This is a genomic window from Streptomyces narbonensis (assembly GCF_014649015.1).
GTDB classification, from domain to species: domain Bacteria; phylum Actinomycetota; class Actinomycetes; order Streptomycetales; family Streptomycetaceae; genus Streptomyces; species Streptomyces narbonensis.
In genome coordinates, this window is sequence record NZ_BMSF01000008.1 from 294,389 (window position 1) to 313,847 (window position 19,459).

A 19,459-nucleotide genomic window follows, 5' to 3' on the forward strand; every position below is an offset into this window, starting at 1 on the left:
CTCGCCCTCGAGCACGGATACGCCTCTCAGAATCGTATCGACCGGGCGATCAAGGGGACACCACTCCAAGGCAAAGGGCGGGTCGGGCTCCGGTGACGTCCGGAGCCCGACCCGCCCTGGCCGGAAATCGGCGCAGCGAGAGGGTCAGCCCTGCTCGTTCTGCTGGGTGTTCTTCTGGTCCATGACCTTCCCCTCGCCGGGGGCGAGGGTCGAGAGGATCCGGTCCAGATCGTCCATCGAGGCGAACTCGACGACGATCTTGCCCTTCTTCTGCCCCAGGTCGACCTTCACCCGGGTCTCGAAGCGGTCCGAGAGCCGGGAGGCGAGGTCGGTCAGCGCGGGCGAGACACGTCCCCCGGCCCGGGGGCCCTTCGGCTTGACCGCGCTGGGCTCCTCGGAGCCCATGAGGCTCACGATCTCCTCGACGCTACGCACGGAGAGACCCTCGGCGACGATCCGGTAGGCCAGCTGGTCCTGGGCCTCCGCGTCCTCCACACCGAGCAGAGCCCGCGCGTGGCCCGCGGAGAGCACGCCGGCGGCGACCCGCCGCTGCACCGGGGGAGAGAGCCGCAGCAGACGCAGCGTGTTGGAGATCTGCGGACGGGAACGCCCGATCCGCTCCGCGAGCTGGTCATGGGTGCAGCCGAAGTCCTTGAGCAGCTGCTCGTAGGCGTGGGCCTCTTCGATCGCGTTCAGCTGGGCCCGGTGCAGGTTCTCCAGGAGGGCGTCCAGGAGCATCTTCTCGTCATCGGTGTCCCGGACGATCGCCGGGATCCGCTCAAGACCTGCGGTCGTCGACGCCCGCAGGCGACGCTCGCCCATGACGAGCTCGTAGCGCTCGTCACCGAGCTTGCGCACGACCACGGGCTGGAGGAGGCCGACCTCCTTGATGGAGACGACGAGCTCCGCCAGGGCGTCCTCGTCGAAGACCTCACGCGGCTGGTGCCGGTTGGGAACGATCGCGTCGATCGGAAGCTCGGTGAAGTAGGCCCCGCCCTGGATCTCCGGGACGGCCACCTCCACGGACTCGCTCCACGACGCATCGGAGTCGGGGGACGGGCTGCTGTGCGGAAGCGTCGCCAGCTTCGCGGCGGCCACGCCCCGCTCCGAGGGCAGCACGGGCACCGAGCCGGAAGAGGTCGTGCCGACCCCGAGGCCGACCGCCGGAACCTTCTGTTCCTGCGGGGCGGCGGGGATCAGCGCACCGAGCCCACGTCCCAATCCCCTAGGTCGCTTGCTCACTGGATCCCCTCCGACATGCTGCGCTGGTTGTTCTGGTGCCCTGCGTGGGCGTGCTGCGGGTCGTAGTGCAGGGCAGCACCCCGCAGAGCGATCTCACGGGCGGCCTCCAGATACGACAGGGCACCACTGGAGCCCGGGTCGTACGTGAGGACCGTCTGACCGTAACTCGGCGCCTCGGAGATGCGGACGGACCGCGGAATGCTGGTCCGCAGCACCTCTTCGGCGAAATGCGTGCGCACCTCGTCGGCGACCTGGGAGGCGAGCCTCGTCCGGCCGTCGTACATGGTGAGCAGGATGGTCGAGACGTGGAGCCCGGGGTTCAGGTGCCCCCGGACCAGCTCGACGTTCCGCAGGAGCTGACCGAGCCCTTCCAGCGCGTAGTACTCGCACTGGATTGGGATCAGCACCTCGGCGCCCGCCACCATGGCGTTCACCGTGAGCAGGCCGAGCGAGGGCGGGCAGTCGATCAGGATGTAGTCGAGCGGCTGTTCGTAGGCCTGGATCGCCCGCTGCAGGCGGCTCTCGCGTGCCACCAGCGACACCAGCTCGATCTCCGCACCGGCGAGATCGATGGTGGCGGGGGCGCAGAAGAGCCCCTCGACGTCCAGGACCGGCTGCACCACCTCGGAGAGCGGACGACTGTCCACCAGCACGTCGTAGATCGAGGGCACCTCGGCGTGGTGGTCGATGCCGAGCGCCGTGGAAGCGTTGCCCTGCGGATCCAGGTCGATGACCAGGACCCGAGCACCGTGCAATGCCAGGGAGGCGGCAAGGTTGACCGTCGTGGTCGTCTTGCCCACGCCGCCCTTCTGGTTTGCGACCACCATCACGCGCGTCTGGGCCGGCCGGGGAAGTCCCTCACCGGCACGACCCAGAGCTTCTACTGCCAGTTGGGCAGCACGACCAATGGGGGTGTCGTCCATCGGGGGCAATGTTTCACGTGAAACATCCTCCCCCACCGATTCGGTTCGGGGACCGGGGACCGGGTCGGTCATCGGTCCCGCGATGTTGGCGTCGGACCGCAAGGATTCACTCTCCTCGGCTTCAGGCTCGCGATGAGCAGAGCCTGCCATGCTTTCGGGGTCGTGAACCAGCGAGGTCGGTGGTTCTGTGGGTGAATCCACCTCTGTGGACAACTCCGTAACCCTCGCGAGTGGCTTCACGCGGGGCTTACGGTCCCGGGGCGTGGCAGCCGCGCGACCGCGGCTGATGATCCCCTGCAGCAGGGAGCGACGTTTCACGTGAAACACCATGCCCCTGCTGCCCGGTCGGAGCCGTTCGACACTCCGAAAATGGTACGTATGCGACGCTCAGCGGCGTCGACGGGTCTTGCTCGTCCGGGCGGCCTTGGCCCGCTTGGCCGCGAACCGCACACCGCCGGGGCTCTCACCGACCTCCACGCGGACGACCGTGGACAGCGGATCGACGATCCCCTCGCCCACGTGCAGCACCGAGGTCTCCACCACGCCGAGCTTGGAGAGCGCGGCGCGGGCGCCGTTGAGCTCCTCCTCCGCGGTGTCGCCCTTGAGGGCCAGCATCTCGCCGTACGGGCGGAGCAAGGGAACGCCCCAACCGGCAAGACGGTCCAACGGGGCCACCGCGCGGGCGGTCACCACGTGGACGGGCGTGATCTTGCCGAGCATCTCCTCCGCCCGGCCACGGACCACGGTCACGTGGTCGAGGCCCAGCAGCTCGACGACTTCCTGGAGGAAGTTCGTCCGGCGCAGCAGCGGCTCCAGGAGAGTGATCTTGAGGTCGGGTCGGACCAGAGCCAGCGGGATGCCAGGAAGGCCGGCACCCGAGCCCACGTCGCAGACCGTGACGCCCTCGGGGACGACCTCCGAGAGGACGGCACAGTTCAGGATGTGCCGCTCCCACAGCCGCGGGACCTCACGCGGGCCGATCAGGCCACGCTTCACCCCCGCGTCCGCGAGAAGCTCGGCGTACCGCACGGCCTCCGGGAAGTACTCACCGAAAACCGTACGCGCCTGCTCCGGCGCCTCCGGGAGCTCCGCTGCCTCCGTCACGGGAACCGTCCTTCCGTACCGCACGCAATCCCTGCGAGCGCACTGTGGTGGCTGACTATCAGGCTGACAAAGATCGGCCCCGCCTGCGAACAGACGGGGCCGAGACTACGAGAGGGATCAGGCCGGAAGCACGACGACGAAGCGCTGCGGCTCCTCGCCCTCGGACTCACTGCGCAGACCGGCGGCGGCGATCGCGTCGTGCACGACCTTGCGCTCGAACGGGGTCATCGGGTCCAGCTTGACCGGCTGACCGCTGGACTTCACCTCGTCCGCGGCCTTGGCGCCCAGCTCGGCGAGCTCCGTGCGCTTCTGGGCGCGGAAGCCCGCGATGTCGAGCATGAGCCGGCTGCGGTCGCCGGTCTCACGGTGCACGGCCAGCCGGGTCAGCTCCTGGAGGGCCTCCAGGACCTCGCCGTCGCGGCCCACGAGCTTCTGCAGGTCGCGGCTGCTGGAGTCGCTGACGATGGAGACAGCGGCGCGGTCCGCCTCGACGTCCATGTCGATGTCGCCGTCGAGGTCGGCGATGTCGAGCAGACCTTCGAGGTAGTCGGCCGCGATCTCACCCTCCTGCTCCAGGCGGGTCAGGGTGTCGCCACCCTCGGCGGGGGCGGAGGTGATGCCTTCCGTCACGGATGGTCTCCTTCTTACTTCTTGGACGACGGGTGCTTGGGCCGCTGCTGGCCCTTGCGCTGACCGGACTTGCCCTGACGGGAGCCGCCGGAGTTGGCACGGGGGCGCGCGGGCTTGTCGCCCTGCGCCTTGTCCTGCGCCTCGTCCTTCGTCTCGGCCTCAGCGTCGGCCTTCGCCGAACCCTGCGGCTTCTTCTCCAGCGAGGTGGTCGCCTGCTCGGCGGCCGGCTCGGAGCCTTCCTCGGCGTCCTTCGTCACGGCCTGCTGCGCTGCGGCGGCCTGGCGCTGGGCCTTGGTCTGGCGCTTGGGCTGCTGCCGCTTGGCGGCGGCGCCACCTTCTGCCTCGGCGACGATCGTGTCGCTCTTGATCACCGTGCCGTCGGCCTGGGCCGCGAAGCCGGCCTTGCCCAGACCCACGAAGAACCGACGCTCGTTCTCGTTGCGGTCGCCGCCCTTCGCGACGACGACCTTGACGACGGCCTTGCGGCGGCGTCCACGGACCTCGCCGTGCTGCGTGACGCTCTTCAGCAGTCGCTGGAGGTAGGCGTCCTGCGCCTTGCTGCCCGGGGTCGGGTTCTGGTTGATCACGTACATCTGCTGGCCCATGGTCCACACGTTGGTGGTCAGCCAGTAGACGAGGACACCGACGGGGAAGTTGATACCCATGACGGCGAAGATCACCGGGAAGATGTACATGAGCATCTTCTGCTGCTGCATGTACGGGGTCTTCACCGAGAGGTCGACGTTCTTCATCATCAGCTGGCGCTGGGTGAAGAACTGCGAGGCCGACATCATGATGATCATGATCGCGGTGACGATACGGACGTCGACCAGGGAGGCGTTGAGCGCCTCGACCTTCTCCGGGCTGTCCATGAACTTGGCCGCGATCGGGGCGCCGAAGATCTGGGCCTGCCGGGCGCTGTCCACCAGCGTCTGGTTCATGGCGCCGATTTCCTTGCCCGACGCGATGTTGGACAGCACGTGGTACAGAGCGAAGAAGAACGGCGACTGCGCCAGGATGGGAAGGCACGAGGAGAGCGGGTTGGTACCCGTCTCCTTGTACAGCTTCATCATCTCTTCGGACTGACGCTGCTTGTCGCTCTTGTAGCGCTCCTGGATCGCCTTCATCTTCGGCTGGAGCGCCTGCATGTTCCGGGTCGACTTGATCTGCTTGACGAACAGCGGGATCAGGCAGATACGGATCAGCACCACGAGGGACACGATGGACAGGCCCCAGGCCCAGCCCGTGTCAGGACCGAAGATCGCCCCGTACACCTTGTGGAACTGGACGATCACCCATGAGACAGGTGTGGTGATGAAGCTGAACAGACTGGCAATCGTGTCCACTAATCAGGCTCCTTGAGCATTGGGCGAGGTCTCGGCGGCCGGGCTCGGCTCGGCGGTGGACCCGCCCTTGTCGCCGCTCAGCGCGTTCCTCAGCATTTCGTGCCAGCGAGGACGCTTCCGCGGGGGGACATGGTCCACACCGCCGGGCGACCACGGGTTGCACCGCAGGATGCGCCAGGCGGTCAGGGCCGTGCCCTTGATCGCGCCATGCCGGTCGATGGCCGTGAATCCGTAGTGGGAACACGACGGGTAGTACCGGCAGACAGGCCCCAGAAGAGGGCTGATCGTCCACTGGTACAGCTTGATGAGAGCCAGCAGCGGGTACTTCATCGCGCGCCCCCTCCCAGCAACCGCTGAAAAGCGGCGTCCAGGTCTCGGGCCAGCTGTGCGTAGTCGGCGTCACCGGCTCCGGGCAACGCCCGTACGACCACCAGGCTACCGGGGGGCAGCTCGATGAGTCGGTCTCGGAGAAGATGGCGCAGGCGACGCTTCACCTGGTTGCGTACGACCGCACCGCCTACGGCCTTGCTCACGACGAAACCCGCACGCGTCGGGGGAGCGCTCTCCCCAGGCGCGTGCGGGTCCGTTGCACCGCTGCGTAGGTGGACGACGAGGAGCGGGCGACCGGCCCGGCGACCTCGGCGTACCGCGGTTGCGAAGTCCTCGCGCCGCCTCAGCCGATTCTCGGTAGGCAGCACGTCATGACCTGTTTAAGTGGATCAGGCGGACAGGCTCGCGCGACCCTTGCCACGGCGGTTCGCCAGGATGGCGCGACCGGCACGGGTACGCATGCGCAGGCGGAAGCCGTGGGTCTTCGCGCGACGACGGTTGTTCGGCTGGAAGGTGCGCTTGCTCACTCGGGGGCTCCAGAAATGATTCGGGTGGTGGCGGGACATCGCCTGGCTGTCACCGTGCGCCCACGAGTAGCTCGTAACGCCCGATAGCACCGCTTCGCGACCACAGAACGTGATCTTTGCCCATCGGAGGCAGGCGGCAGCAGCCATCGACAACTCGACCTGGTCACGGTACGCGCGGCTACGCCATCCGGTCAAACCGACCTGTCGCCATGGTCCATTATGCACAGGCTGTGGACAACAACTTGAACCACGTCAGCCGCCCCGACTACCGTGGTGAGACTCCACAGTCTTTTCCGTTCTGTCCTGCCCTGTCCTCACGGACCCGTAGAAAGCGTGCCCCGTGGCTGACGTACCTGCCGATCTTGCCGCAGTGTGGCCACGCGTCCTCGAGCAGCTCCTCGGCGACGGCCAGCAGGGGATCGAGGCCAAGGACAAGCAGTGGATCGAGCGCTGCCAGCCCCTGGCTCTTGTCGCGGACACCGCTCTTCTCGCCGTGCCCAACGAGTGGGGCAAGCGCGTCCTCGAAGGCCGGCTCGCCCCGCTGATCAGCGAGACCCTGAGCCGTGAGTGCGGCCGCCCGATCCGGATCGCGATCACCGTCGACGACTCCGTCGGCGAGCCGACCCCGCCCGCGCCTCCCGCGCCGCAGCCCCGCTACGACGAGCGCCCGCAGCCCGAGCCGTACGAGAAGTACGAAGGCTACGGTCACCGTCCGATGCCCGACGACGGGCTGCCCACCGCGCGCCCGGCCTACCCGGACTACCAGCAGCCGCAGCGGCCCGACCCCGGCGCCTGGCCGCGTACCCAGGAGGATCTGTCCTGGCAGCAGCCGCGGCTCGGCGGCTACCAGGAGCGCGCGCCGTACACCGGTCCGGAGCAGTCGCGGCAGACGCACTACGACGAGCCTCCCCGGGGCTACGAGCAGCCGCAGCGGCCCGAGCGCGCCGAGCTGCCCGACCCGCCGGGCCCCGGCGCGCGCCCCGGCCCCCGGCCGGGCGGCGGTCCGGTCCACGGCGGTCCCGGCTCCTCCTCGGGGCAGGGCGCCGGTGCGCCGGGTGAGCAGCACGCGCGGCTGAACCCCAAGTACCTCTTCGACACCTTCGTCATCGGCTCCTCGAACCGCTTCGCCCACGCCGCCGCCGTCGCGGTGGCCGAGGCGCCGGCGAAGGCGTACAACCCGCTCTTCATCTACGGGGAGTCGGGGCTCGGCAAGACCCACCTGCTGCACGCCATCGGCCACTACGCGCGGAGCCTCTACCCGGGCACGCGCGTGCGGTACGTGAGCTCCGAGGAGTTCACCAACGAGTTCATCAACTCGATCCGCGACGGCAAGGGCGACGCCTTCCGCAAGCGCTACCGCGATGTGGACATCCTGCTCGTCGACGACATCCAGTTCCTCGCGAGCAAGGAGTCGACGCAGGAGGAGTTCTTCCACACCTTCAACACGCTGCACAACGCCAACAAGCAGATCGTGCTCTCCTCGGACCGGCCGCCCAAGCAGCTGGTGACTCTGGAGGACCGGCTCCGCAACCGCTTCGAGTGGGGTCTCACCACCGACGTGCAGCCACCCGAGCTGGAGACGCGGATCGCGATCCTCCGCAAGAAGGCGGTGCAGGAGCAGCTCAACGCGCCGCCGGAGGTGCTGGAGTTCATCGCCTCCCGGATCTCGCGGAACATCCGCGAGCTGGAGGGGGCGCTGATCCGGGTGACGGCCTTCGCGAGCCTCAACCGGCAGCCGGTGGACCTGGGGCTCACCGAGATCGTCCTCAAGGACCTGATCCCCGGCGGCGAGGACAGCTCTCCGGAGATCACCGCCCCCGCGATCATGGCTGCCACGGCCGACTACTTCGGGCTGACGGTGGAGGACCTCTGTGGATCGTCGCGCAGCCGTGTCCTGGTGACGGCGCGGCAGATCGCCATGTACCTGTGCCGTGAGCTGACGGACCTGTCGCTGCCGAAGATCGGCGCGCAGTTCGGCGGCCGCGACCACACGACGGTGATGCACGCGGACCGCAAGATCCGTGCCCTGATGGCGGAGCGGCGCTCCATCTACAACCAGGTCACCGAGCTCACGAACCGCATCAAGAACGGCTGACGGACCGCCACGAGGCAGTACGGAAGGGCGCCCCGGGACACCTCCCGGGGCGCCCTTCGGCGTCTCCGGGCCCGCTTCTCAGGCGCCCTTCGGCGTCTCCAGACCCCGTTCTCGGGCGCCCTGCGACCTTCCCGAGCCGGCTTCCGAGGCGTCCTTCGGCCTCCTCGAACCCGCTCCAGGGGCGCCCTTGTTCGCTGTGCACAGCTGTGTACGAGCGCGGGGTGTTCGATTACTCCGTTCCGGTGGCGGGTTCTCCACAGATTGGGGGATGATCTCCCGTCCACAGGGTGGGGACTGTCGAGTTATCCGGATCGTGTCCACAGGCCACGCTGTTGACAGGTCATCACCCCAGGTCAAGGCCTTGTGGATTTGTTGGCAACCACTCTCCACAGCCTGTGGATGAAATCTTCGTCCACAGGGGGCCTCGAAAGTTGTCCACTGGCTGCCCACAGGGCGTCGGACGTTGCCCACAGCTTCTCCACACCCCTGTCCACTGTTCGGCAACGAATCACCCCCGCTCACCGCGTCGAGTGAAAGCCGTCACACCAAGGGAGACGATTGGGCTGTGGGGAACGTGGGTAAAGCTGGGGACAGCGCTGGGGAGAACTCCCCATGGCCTGTGTACCGGGTGTGCAGAACTTTTGGGTGTCCACAGAGAACCCCGGTTGTCCACGGGTTCCACCCACAGGGTCGGTGGACAAAAAAGAGGGCCTGACCTGGGAAAACGACGTTATCCACCGTTTCCACAGGCCCTACTACTACTCCCACATAGAGTTAGCCCGGAATTCGCTTCGAAGTGGGACCTGTGCACAACTCGCCGCCGGAGCTCCGACGCGCTCTCGTCGCGACTTGACCCCGAGCAGCACCGAGTGTCGGCGGCGTACGTCAGACTGGTTCCCGCAGTCGACGAAGAGCCAGCAACAAGCAGGAGGCGGTTCCGGTGAAGATCCGGGTGGAGCGCGACGTACTTGCCGAGGCGGTGGCCTGGGTGGCCCGCAGCCTCCCGGCCCGTCCGCCGGCCCCCGTTCTCGCGGGCCTTCTCCTGAAGGCCGAGGACGGCGCGCTGAGCTTCTCGAGCTTCGACTACGAGGTCTCGGCCCGCGTCTCCGTCGAGGCGGAGGTCGAGGAGGACGGCACCGTCCTCGTCTCCGGCCGGCTGCTCGCCGACATCTGCCGCGCCCTCCCCAACCGTCCGGTGGAGATCTCCACAGACGGTGTACGGGCGACCGTGGTCTGCGGCTCCTCCCGCTTCACCCTCCACACCCTGCCTGTGGAGGAGTACCCGGCGCTGCCGGAGATGCCCACCGCGACCGGCACGGTCCCCGGTGAGGTCTTCGCCTCCGCCGCCGCGCAGGTGGCCATCGCCGCCGGCCGTGACGACACGCTGCCCGTCCTCACCGGTGTGCGCATCGAGATCGAGGGCGACACGGTCACCCTGGCCTCCACCGACCGCTACCGCTTCGCGGTCCGCGAGTTCCTGTGGAAGCCGGAGTCCCCGGACGCCTCCGCGGTCGCCCTGGTGCCCGCGAAGACCCTCCTGGACACCGCGAAGGCGCTCACGAGCGGCGACACGGTCACGCTGGCGCTCTCGGGCTCCGGCAAGGGCGAGGGCCTCATCGGCTTCGAGGGCGCGGGCCGTCGCACCACCACCCGGCTGCTCGAAGGCGACCTGCCGAAGTACCGCACGCTCTTCCCGACCGAGTTCAATTCGGTCGCTGTGATCGAGACGGCTCCCTTCGTCGAGGCCGTCAAGCGTGTGGCCCTGGTCGCCGAGCGCAACACCCCGGTCCGCCTGAGCTTCGAGCAGGGCGTGCTGATCCTGGAGGCCGGCTCCAGCGACGATGCACAGGCTGTGGAGCGTGTGGACGCGCAGCTGGAGGGCGACGACATCTCGATCGCCTTCAACCCGACCTTCCTCCTGGACGGCCTGAGCGCGATCGACTCCCCGGTCGCCCAGCTCTCCTTCACGACCTCCACCAAGCCGGCGCTGCTCAGCGGCAAGCCGGCCCTGGACGCCGAGGCGGACGAGGCGTACAAGTACCTGATCATGCCGGTTCGTCTGTCCGGTTGATCCCGGTTCTTCAGGGCATCGCCTGAGCGGCTGACCCCACAGGTGTGCACCCGGGTCCGGGCGTAGGCTCGGACCCGGGTAAACCGCACACGACGCTTAAGGAATCTCTGATGGAGCTCGGTCTCGTCGGTCTCGGCAAGATGGGCGGCAACATGCGCGAGCGCATCCGCCGCGCAGGCCACACCGTCATCGGATACGACCGCAACCCGGACCTCGCCGATGTCCACAGCCTCGAAGAGCTTGTGGGCAAGCTCAAGGGTCCGCGCGTCGTGTGGGTCATGGTCCCGGCCGGTGCCGCGACCCAGTCCACGATCGACGAGCTGGCCGACCTGCTCTCCCCCGGCGACATCGTCGTGGACGGCGGGAACTCCCGCTGGACCGATGACGAGAAGCACGCCGCGGAGCTCGCCGCCAAGGGCATCGGGTTCGTCGACTGCGGCGTCTCCGGCGGCGTCTGGGGCCTGGAGAACGGCTACGCGCTGATGTACGGCGGCTCCGCCGAGGACGTGGCGAAGGTCCAGCCGATCTTCGACGCACTCAAGCCCGAGGGCGAGTTCGGCTCGGTCCACGCGGGCAAGGTCGGCGCCGGCCACTTCGCCAAGATGGTCCACAACGGCATCGAGTACGCGATGATGCAGGCCTACGCCGAGGGCTGGGAGCTCCTGGAGAAGGTCGACTCCGTCACCGACGTGCGCGAGGTCTTCCGCTCCTGGCAGGAGGGCACGGTCATCCGTTCCTGGCTGCTGGACCTCGCGGTGAACGCCCTGGACGAGGACGAGCACCTGGACCAGCTGCGCGGCTACGCGTCGGACTCCGGCGAGGGCCGGTGGACCGTCGAGGCCGCCATCGACAACGCCGTCCCGCTTCCGGCGATCACCGCGTCGCTGTTCGCGCGGTTCGCCTCGCGGCAGGACGACTCCCCGCAGATGAAGATGATCGCCGCGCTGCGCAACCAGTTCGGTGGCCACGCGGTCGAGACGAAGAAGTAATCCACAGGCTGTGCACCCCGCGGTGCACAGCCGCCGGGGGAAGAAGGTCGGCGCCCACCATGCACGTCACGCATCTGTCGCTGGCCGACTTCCGCTCGTACGCCCGGGTCGAGGTTCCGCTCGACCCGGGCGTCACCGCGTTCGTGGGGGCCAACGGCCAGGGCAAGACCAATCTCGTCGAGGCCGTCGGCTATCTCGCGACCCTCGGCAGCCATCGCGTCGCCTCGGACGCCCCGCTGGTGCGGATGGGCGCGGAGCGGGCGGTCATCCGGGCCGCCGTCACCCAGGGCGAGCGCTCCCAGCTGATCGAGCTGGAGCTCAACCCCGGCCGGGCGAACCGCGCCCGCATCAACAGGTCCTCGCAGGTCAGACCGCGTGACGTGCTGGGGATCGTACGGACCGTGCTGTTCGCACCGGAGGACCTCGCGCTGGTCAAGGGCGATCCCGGCGAGCGACGGCGCTTCCTCGACGACCTGATCACGGCTCGCACACCGCGCATGGCGGGCGTGCGCTCCGACTACGAGCGCGTGCTCAAGCAGCGCAACACGCTCCTGAAGTCCGCGGCGATGGCCCGACGCCACGGCGGCCGCGGCATGGACCTGTCGACGCTCGACGTCTGGGACCAGCACCTCGCGCGGGCCGGGGCGGAGCTGCTCGCCCAGCGCCTCGACCTCATCCACACGCTGCAGCCGCTCGCCGACAAGGCGTACGAGCAGCTGGCGCCGGGCGGCGGACCGATTCTGCTGGAGTACCGCCCCTCCGCGCCGGGCGCCGGGCTCAGCCGCGAGGAGCTGTACGAGCAGCTGATCGCCGCGCTCGCCGAGGTCCGCAAGCAGGAGATCGAACGGGGCGTCACGCTCGTCGGACCACACCGGGACGAGCTGCTCCTCAAGCTCGGGGACCTGCCGGCGAAGGGATACGCCAGCCACGGAGAGTCCTGGTCGTACGCGCTGGCGCTGCGGCTCGCCTCGTACGACCTGCTGCGCTCCGAGGGCAACGAACCGGTCCTCGTCCTCGACGACGTCTTCGCCGAGCTGGACGCGCGCCGGCGCGAGCGGCTCGCGGAGCTGGTGGCGGGCGGCGAGCAGGTGCTGGTGACGGCGGCGGTGGACGACGACGTGCCGGGGGTCCTCGCGGGGACGCGGTACGAGGTGGCCGGCGGGACGGTGGAGCGGGTATGAGCGAGCAGTCGGCATTCGCGGCCGGGGCACCGGAGCAGCCGGAGGGACCCAAGATCCCCGAGGCCTCGGGCGTCGACCTGGCGCGGGTCGCGCTGCGCGCTGCCAAGGAGCAGGCGAAGGCGCGGGGCGCCGCCGCCCAGCAGAAGAAGCAGGCCCGCCGCGGAGGGGGTCTGCGCTCCGGTGCGCGCGCCGACGGGCGCGACCCGATGGCGCTCGGCGCGGCGATCAACCGGCTGATCACCGAGCGCGGGTGGGAGACCCCCGCGGCGGTCGGCGGGGTCATGGGGCGCTGGCCGCAGATCGTCGGCGAGGACCTGGCGAAGCACTGCGTACCGCTGAAGTTCGACGACGAGCCGGACGCGCGGGTGCTGACCGTGCAGTGCGACTCGACGGCGTGGGCGACGCAGCTGCGGCTGCTGGCGCCGACTCTCGTGGCGCGGCTCAACGAGGACCTCGGGCACGGGACCGTGCGGATGATCAAGGTGCTGGGGCCGGGTGGGCCTCGGCGCGGGTACGGGCCGCTCAGGGCGCCGGGCAGCGTCGGGCCCGGGGACACGTACGGCTAGGGCCTGTCCGGCGGATCATGGCCGGGGCCGCGGCGTCTGGTGCGGCACCTCGCCGCGTTGCCGAAACGTCCGAATAGCTCCGCTATTAGGGCGCTCCGACGCCTTGCGATGCACCGCACCAGACGCCGTGGCCTATCCGACCCTGATCCGCCGGGCAGGCCCTAGGGCCTTGGGCGGGGGTCGCGCACTGCTGGAGCGCCGGGCGGCCCGGACGAAGCGGGGCGCTCGTGGTGTGGGGGCGGGCGCGGGCGCTGCGCCAAGGTGAGCCCTGTGACGGGCCTCCCCCGGAGGGGGCGCCCCCTGCGCCTGCCGAACGCATGCCCGCGAGGGGCGGAGCCCGTGCCGTGCCGGGGCGAGCCCGAGCCCGTATCCGGGCGGAAGGCGTGCCCGTAGAAGGGGTGGATCACATACCCGGACGAGGGTGGATCACATACCCGGACGAGGGTGGATCGCGTACCCGGACGAGGGTGGATGCCTACTCGTACAGGGGTGGACCACGTGCCCGTACAGGGGCCGATCACGTACTCGTACAGGGGTGGATCACGTGCCCGCGACGCGGTGGGGACCCGGTGCTCACGACGGCGCGGGACGTGTGCCCACGGGCCGTCACCTCTCGAAGCGCTAGGTGGCCGTCAGAGGCCTCTGGAGACCCTGTCTGGATATGGGGAGTCGTCTTGGGTCCGCTCAGGGCGGCACATGCGGACTCAGGGACCGGCAAACCCCCATGAGTGTCAGCGCTACCGGTAGACTGGGAGACAATCCCGCCACCCTGCGGAACATGTCGAACGACGCAGCCGCTCCCGCATGCCCGGAGAACGGCCTGTGCTGTGCCAGAAAGGGCGCTTCGTGGCCGATTCCGGCGACCCCAACGAGAACAACCAGTACACCGCCAGCAACATCCAGGTCCTTGAGGGTCTGGATGCGGTGCGTAAGCGCCCCGGTATGTACATCGGCTCGACCGGCGAGCGCGGTCTGCACCACATGGTGCAGGAGGTCGTCGACAACTCGGTCGACGAAGCCCTGGCCGGTCACGCGGACACCATCGACGTGACGATCCTGGCCGACGGCGCCGTCCGCGTCGTCGACAACGGCCGCGGTATCCCCGTCGGCATCGTCGCGTCCGAGGGCAAGCCGGCCGTCGAGGTCGTCCTGACCGTGCTGCACGCGGGCGGCAAGTTCGGCGGCGGCGGCTACGCGGTCTCCGGCGGTCTGCACGGTGTCGGTGTATCCGTCGTGAACGCCCTTTCCACCAAGATCGCCGTCGAGATCAAGACCGACGGCTACCGATGGACCCAGGACTACAAGATGGGCGCCCCCACCGCGCCCCTCGAGCAGCACGAGGCGACGGACGAGACCGGCACCTCGGTCACCTTCTGGGCCGACCCGGACATCTTCGAGACCACCGAGTACTCCTTCGAGACGCTCGCGCGCCGGTTCCAGGAGATGGCCTTCCTCAACAAGGGCCTCACCCTGACGCTCACCGACGAGCGCGAGTCGGCGAAGGCCACGGTCGGCGCGGACGACCCCGAGGCGGAGGCCGCCGAGCCCACCGCACGCACGGTGAAGTACCACTACGAAGGCGGCATCGTCGACTTCGTGACGTACCTCAACTCGCGCAAGGGCGAGCTGATCCACCCCACCGTGATCGACCTGGAAGCGGAGGACAAGGACAAGGCCCTGTCCCTCGAGGTCGCGATGCAGTGGAACAGCGGCTACAGCGAGGGCGTGTACTCCTTCGCCAACATCATCCACACCCACGAGGGCGGCACGCACGAGGAGGGCTTCCGTGCGGCGCTGACCTCGCTGATCAACAAGTACGCGCGCGACAAGAAGCTGCTCCGCGAGAAGGACGACAACCTCACGGGCGACGACATCCGCGAGGGTCTGACCGCGATCATCTCGGTCAAGCTGAGCGAGCCGCAGTTCGAGGGCCAGACCAAGACCAAGCTGGGCAACACGGAGGCGAAGACCTTCGTCCAGAAGGCGGTCTACGAGCACCTCAACGACTGGCTCGACCGCAACCCGGTCGAGGCCGCGGACATCATCCGCAAGTCGATCCAGGCCGCCACCGCGCGCGTGGCCGCCCGCAAGGCGCGCGACCTGACCCGCCGCAAGGGCCTCCTGGAGTCGGCCTCGCTGCCGGGCAAGCTCTCCGACTGCCAGTCGAACGACCCGGCCAAGTGCGAGATCTTCATCGTCGAGGGTGACTCCGCCGGCGGCTCGGCCAAGTCCGGCCGCAACCCGATGTACCAGGCCATCCTGCCGATCCGCGGCAAGATCCTGAACGTCGAGAAGGCCCGGATCGACAAGATCCTGCAGAACACCGAGGTCCAGGCGCTGATCTCGGCCTTCGGCACCGGAGTCCACGAGGACTTCGACATCGAGAAGCTCCGCTATCACAAGATCATTCTGATGGCGGACGCCGACGTCGACGGTCAGCACATCAACACCCTGCTCCTGACCTTCCTCTTCCGCTTCATGCGCCCGCTGGTCGAGGCCGGTCACGTCTACCTCTCGCGCCCGCCGCTCTACAAGATCAAGTGGGGCCGGGACGACTTCGAGTACGCGTACTCGGACCGCGAGCGGGACGCGCTCGTCGCGCTCGGCAAGCAGAACGGCAAGCGGATCAAGGAAGACTCGATCCAGCGCTTCAAGGGTCTCGGCGAGATGAACGCCGAGGAGCTGCGCGTCACCACCATGGACGTCGAACACCGTGTGCTCGGCCAGGTCACCCTGGACGACGCGGCGCAGGCCGACGACCTGTTCTCGGTGCTGATGGGCGAGGACGTCGAGGCACGGCGCTCGTTCATCCAGCGCAACGCCAAGGACGTTCGCTTCCTCGACATCTGAGTCGGTCTCAGCTGACCGTACGAAAGGACTGACGACCAGCAATGGCCGACGAAAACACTCCCGGCACCACCGAAGAGCAGGACCCCGTGCTGCGGATCGAGCCCGTCGGGCTCGAGACCGAGATGCAGCGCTCGTACCTCGACTACGCGATGTCCGTCATCGTGTCCCGCGCGCTGCCCGACGTACGGGACGGCCTGAAGCCCGTCCACCGGCGCGTGCTGTACGCGATGTACGACGGCGGCTACCGGCCCGAGAAGGGCTTCTACAAGTGCGCCCGCGTCGTCGGCGACGTCATGGGTACGTACCACCCGCACGGCGACTCCTCGATCTACGACGCGCTCGTCCGCCTCGCCCAGCCCTGGTCGATGCGGATGCCGCTCGTCGACTCCAACGGCAACTTCGGTTCCCCGGGCAACGACCCGGCCGCCGCCATGCGGTACACCGAGTGCAAGATGATGCCGCTGGCCATGGAGATGCTCCGGGACATCGACGAGGAGACCGTCGACTTCCAGGACAACTACGACGGCCGCAACCAGGAGCCGACGGTCCTCCCGGCCCGGTTCCCGAACCTGCTGGTCAACGGCTCCGCCGGCATCGCCGTCGGTATGGCCACCAACATCCCGCCGCACAACCTCCGCGAGGTCGCGGCCGGCGCCCAGTGGGCGCTGGAGCACCCCGAGGCCACGCACGAGGAGCTCCTCGACGCGCTGATCGAGCGGATCAAGGGCCCGGACTTCCCGACCGGCGCGCTCGTCGTCGGCCGCAAGGGCATCGAGGAGGCGTACCGCACCGGCCGTGGCTCGATCACGATGCGCGCGGTCGTCGAGGTCGAGGAGATCCAGAACCGCCAGTGCCTGGTGGTCACGGAGCTTCCGTACCAGACCAACCCCGACAACCTCGCGCAGAAGATCGCCGACCTGGTGAAGGACGGCAAGGTCGGCGGCATCGCCGACGTCCGCGACGAGACCTCGTCCCGCACCGGCCAGCGCCTCGTCATCGTGCTCAAGCGCGACGCCGTCGCCAAGGTCGTGCTGAACAACCTCTACAAGCACACCGACCTGCAGACGAACTTCGGCGCGAACATGCTGGCGCTCGTCGACGGCGTGCCCCGCACCCTCTCGCTCGACGCGTTCATCCGCCACTGGGTGACGCACCAGATCGAGGTCATCGTCCGCCGGACGAAGTTCCGGCTGCGCAAGGCCGAGGAGCGCGCCCACATCCTGCGCGGTCTGCTCAAGGCGCTCGACGCGATCGACGAGGTCATCGCACTCATCCGGCGCAGTGACACGGTCGAGGTCGCCCGCGGCGGCCTGATGGACCTCCTCCAGATCGACGAGATCCAGGCCAACGCGATCCTGGAGATGCAGCTCCGCCGGCTCGCCGCCCTGGAGCGCCAGAAGATCGTCGCCGAGCACGACGAGCTCCAGGCCAAGATCAACGAGTACAACGCGATCCTGGCCTCCCCGGAGCGCCAGCGGGCGATCGTCAGCGAGGAGCTCGCGGCGCTCGTCGAGCGGTTCGGCGACGACCGCCGGTCCAAGCTCGTGCCCTTCGACGGTGACATGTCCATCGAGGACCTGATCGCCGAGGAGGACATCGTCGTCACGATCTCCCGCGGCGGCTACGTGAAGCGGACGAAGACCGAGGACTACCGCTCGCAGAAGCGCGGCGGCAAGGGCGTCCGGGGGACGAAGCTGAAGCAGGACGACATCGTCGACCACTTCTTCGTCTCCACCACCCACCACTGGCTGCTCTTCTTCACCAACAAGGGCCGCGTCTACCGGGCCAAGGCCTACGAGCTGCCGGACGCCGGCCGGGACGCGCGCGGCCAGCACGTGGCCAACCTGCTCGCCTTCCAGCCGGACGAGCAGATCGCGCAGATCCTCGCGATCCGCGACTACGACGCCGCGCCCTACCTGGTGCTCGCCACCAAGGCCGGCCTGGTGAAGAAGACCGCGCTGAAGGACTACGACTCGCCCCGCTCGGGCGGTGTCATCGCCATCAACCTCCGCGAGCGCGAGGACGGCAGCGACGACGAGCTGATCGGGGCCGAGCTGGTCTCGTCCGAGGACGATCTGCTCCTGGTCAGCAAGAAGGCGCAGTCGATCCGCTTCACGGCCACGGACGACGCTCTGCGCCCGATGGGACGTGCCACCTCGGGCGTCAAGGGCATGAGTTTCCGAGCGGACGACGAACTGCTCTCGATGAATGTCGTCCGGCCGGGTACGTTCGTCTTCACCGCGACCGACGGCGGGTACGCGAAGCGCACCCCCGTCGACGAGTACCGCGTCCAGGGCCGTGGCGGCCTCGGAATCAAGGCCGCCAAGATCGTGGAGGACCGCGGCTCGCTCGTGGGCGCGCTGGTGGTCGAGGAGACGGACGAGATCCTCGCCATCACGCTGTCCGGCGGTGTGATTCGTACGCGAGTCAACGAAGTCAGGGAGACCGGCCGTGACACCATGGGCGTCCAGCTGATCAACCTGGGCAAGCGCGATGCCGTCGTCGGCATCGCGCGGAACGCCGAGGCCGGCAGCGACGTCGACGATGTGGACGGCGTGGACGGCGTGGATGATGCCGAGGGCGCCATCGAGGCGACCGAGGCCACGGTGGTCGAGACCGCAGTGGTCGAGGCCGAGGCAGTCGAGGGCACGGAGCCTTCGGCAGGGGAGCACGAGGAGTAAGAGCGTGAGTGGAGCCACGGGCGCCGGATCGGCGGCCGCCGGAGCTTCTGCTGGTGCTGGAGCGAACGGCGCCCGTGGCTCCGCCACGGACTCCCAGGGGGTTGCGGTGACGGATACCCGGGGGCAGCAGCCCTCGTACGAGACCTACAGCGGGCCGCTGCCCGGCGAGCGCGCCGGTGCGCAGCAGTCGGGCGGCCCGTACCACCCGCCGCAGGCGTACGGCGCTCCGGCGCCGGGCGGCCAGGCGGGTGGCACGCTGGGCGGCCAGACGGGCGCCGGAGCGGTGCGCCGGCCGCGTACGGGGGCGAGCACCACGCCCCGTACGCGCAAGGCGCGGCTGCGGGTGGCGAAGGCCGATCCGTGGTCGGTGATGAAGGTGAGCTTCCTGCTCTCCATCGCACTGGGCATCTGCACGGTCGTCGCCGCGGCGGTGCTGTGGATGGTCATGGACGCCATGGGCGTCTTCTCGACGGTCGGCGGCACGATCAGCGAGGCCACGGGCTCGAACGAGTCCAACGGCTTCGACCTGCAGTCGTTCCTGTCGCTGCCGCGGGTGCTGATGTTCACCTCGGTGATCGCCGTGATCGACGTGGTCCTGATGACCGCTCTGGCGACGCTGGGCGCGTTCATCTACAACCTGTCGGCCGGCTTCGTCGGTGGCGTGGAACTCACGCTCGCCGAGGACGAATGACCTGCTGATCCGCCTGCTGATCGACCTTCTGATCGATCTTCGGGTGGCCGTCGGGTGACCTGCGAGGGGGCCGGGCCGGAACCGATTTTGGGACTGGCCCCCACGTGCGCTAATCTTCAGGAGTCAGCGCGCGGGACACACACCGCAAAGCGCGGCGGGGCTATAGCTCAGTTGGTTAGAGCGCATCCCTGATAAGGATGAGGCCACAGGTTCAAATCCTGTTAGCCCCACAG

Annotated in this window: 16 protein-coding genes and 1 tRNA gene; 9 read left to right on the forward strand and 8 right to left on the reverse strand. The window is 68.7% G+C overall.

Annotated features, from left to right (window positions below):
- Positions 1-144: 144 nt before the first annotated feature.
- The 8 genes from IE124_RS17905 to rpmH form a co-directional block, all read right to left on the reverse strand.
- On the reverse strand, positions 145-1,242 hold the full coding sequence (locus IE124_RS17905; RefSeq protein WP_189508746.1) for a ParB/RepB/Spo0J family partition protein: 1,098 nt from the start codon (positions 1,240-1,242) through the stop codon (positions 145-147).
- Positions 1,239-2,315, reverse strand: a complete 1,077-nt coding sequence (locus tag IE124_RS17910) for a ParA family protein (protein ID WP_150274577.1) — start codon at positions 2,313-2,315, stop codon at positions 1,239-1,241. The genes IE124_RS17905 and IE124_RS17910 overlap by 4 nt, the downstream gene beginning before the upstream one ends.
- Positions 2,316-2,552: 237 nt before the next feature.
- Positions 2,553-3,269, reverse strand: coding sequence for a 16S rRNA (guanine(527)-N(7))-methyltransferase RsmG (gene rsmG, locus IE124_RS17915; RefSeq protein WP_189508747.1), 717 nt, complete (start codon positions 3,267-3,269; stop codon positions 2,553-2,555).
- Positions 3,270-3,386: 117 nt separating this feature from the next.
- On the reverse strand, positions 3,387-3,899 hold the full coding sequence (locus IE124_RS17920; RefSeq protein ID WP_055642454.1) for a Jag family protein: 513 nt from the start codon (positions 3,897-3,899) through the stop codon (positions 3,387-3,389).
- Between the two features lie 14 nt (positions 3,900-3,913).
- On the reverse strand, positions 3,914-5,245 hold the full coding sequence (yidC, locus tag IE124_RS17925) for a membrane protein insertase YidC (protein WP_189508748.1): 1,332 nt from the start codon (positions 5,243-5,245) through the stop codon (positions 3,914-3,916).
- Between the two features lie 3 nt (positions 5,246-5,248).
- A complete protein-coding gene (gene yidD / locus IE124_RS17930) occupies positions 5,249-5,575 on the reverse strand; it encodes a membrane protein insertion efficiency factor YidD (RefSeq protein WP_189508749.1) in 327 nt (108 codons plus the stop codon).
- A complete protein-coding gene (gene rnpA, locus IE124_RS17935) occupies positions 5,572-5,943 on the reverse strand; it encodes a ribonuclease P protein component (protein ID WP_189508750.1) in 372 nt (123 codons plus the stop codon). The genes yidD and rnpA overlap by 4 nt, the downstream gene beginning before the upstream one ends.
- Positions 5,944-5,964: 21 nt before the next feature.
- Positions 5,965-6,102, reverse strand: a complete 138-nt coding sequence (gene rpmH, locus IE124_RS17940; RefSeq protein WP_006381191.1) for a 50S ribosomal protein L34 — start codon at positions 6,100-6,102, stop codon at positions 5,965-5,967.
- Between the two features lie 340 nt (positions 6,103-6,442).
- Between rpmH and dnaA the strand changes: the two genes are divergently transcribed.
- From dnaA to IE124_RS17985, 9 genes are all read left to right on the forward strand, one after another.
- Positions 6,443-8,197: a chromosomal replication initiator protein DnaA gene (gene dnaA, locus IE124_RS17945; RefSeq protein WP_189508751.1), complete on the forward strand. Its 1,755-nt coding sequence runs from the start codon at positions 6,443-6,445 to the stop codon at positions 8,195-8,197.
- Positions 8,198-9,137: 940 nt separating this feature from the next.
- Positions 9,138-10,268 carry a DNA polymerase III subunit beta gene (gene dnaN, locus IE124_RS17950; RefSeq protein WP_015034855.1) on the forward strand — a complete coding sequence of 377 codons (1,131 nt, stop codon included), beginning with the start codon at positions 9,138-9,140 and terminating at the stop codon, positions 10,266-10,268.
- 110 nt (positions 10,269-10,378) lie between these two features.
- Positions 10,379-11,257 (forward strand): phosphogluconate dehydrogenase (NAD(+)-dependent, decarboxylating), encoded by an 879-nt coding sequence (gene gnd / locus IE124_RS17955; RefSeq protein ID WP_189508752.1) that lies wholly within the window; start codon positions 10,379-10,381, stop codon positions 11,255-11,257.
- Between the two features lie 59 nt (positions 11,258-11,316).
- Entirely contained in the window at positions 11,317-12,438 is a 1,122-nt protein-coding gene (gene recF, locus IE124_RS17960; protein WP_189508753.1) for a DNA replication/repair protein RecF, read from the forward strand.
- Positions 12,435-13,004, forward strand: a complete 570-nt coding sequence (locus IE124_RS17965) for a DciA family protein (RefSeq protein ID WP_189508754.1) — start codon at positions 12,435-12,437, stop codon at positions 13,002-13,004. Before recF ends, IE124_RS17965 begins: the two co-directional genes overlap by 4 nt.
- A gap of 822 nt (positions 13,005-13,826) precedes the next feature.
- Positions 13,827-15,854, forward strand: coding sequence for a DNA topoisomerase (ATP-hydrolyzing) subunit B (gene gyrB, locus IE124_RS17970; RefSeq protein ID WP_189508755.1), 2,028 nt, complete (start codon positions 13,827-13,829; stop codon positions 15,852-15,854).
- Between the two features lie 41 nt (positions 15,855-15,895).
- A complete protein-coding gene (gene gyrA / locus IE124_RS17975; protein ID WP_189508756.1) occupies positions 15,896-18,535 on the forward strand; it encodes a DNA gyrase subunit A in 2,640 nt (879 codons plus the stop codon).
- A 106-nt stretch (positions 18,536-18,641) separates the two neighbouring features.
- Positions 18,642-19,226, forward strand: a complete 585-nt coding sequence (locus IE124_RS17980) for a DUF3566 domain-containing protein (RefSeq protein WP_189508757.1) — start codon at positions 18,642-18,644, stop codon at positions 19,224-19,226.
- A 156-nt stretch (positions 19,227-19,382) separates the two neighbouring features.
- A tRNA-Ile gene (locus IE124_RS17985) sits at positions 19,383-19,456 on the forward strand.
- Positions 19,457-19,459: the final 3 nt, after the last annotated feature.

What these genes read in the sequence shown, in the direction of transcription:
- IE124_RS17910 (WP_150274577.1), bottom strand. Translation starts at nt 2,315, where the DNA reads ATGGCAGGCTCTGCTCATCGCGAGCCTGAAGCCGAGGAGAGTGAATCC.
- yidD (WP_189508749.1), bottom strand. Translation starts at nt 5,575, where the DNA reads ATGAAGTACCCGCTGCTGGCTCTCATCAAGCTGTACCAGTGGACGATC.
- gnd (WP_189508752.1), top strand. Translation starts at nt 10,379, where the DNA reads ATGGAGCTCGGTCTCGTCGGTCTCGGCAAGATGGGCGGCAACATGCGC.
- recF (WP_189508753.1), top strand. Translation starts at nt 11,317, where the DNA reads ATGCACGTCACGCATCTGTCGCTGGCCGACTTCCGCTCGTACGCCCGG.
- IE124_RS17965 (WP_189508754.1), top strand. Translation starts at nt 12,435, where the DNA reads ATGAGCGAGCAGTCGGCATTCGCGGCCGGGGCACCGGAGCAGCCGGAG.
- gyrA (WP_189508756.1), top strand. Translation starts at nt 15,896, where the DNA reads ATGGCCGACGAAAACACTCCCGGCACCACCGAAGAGCAGGACCCCGTG.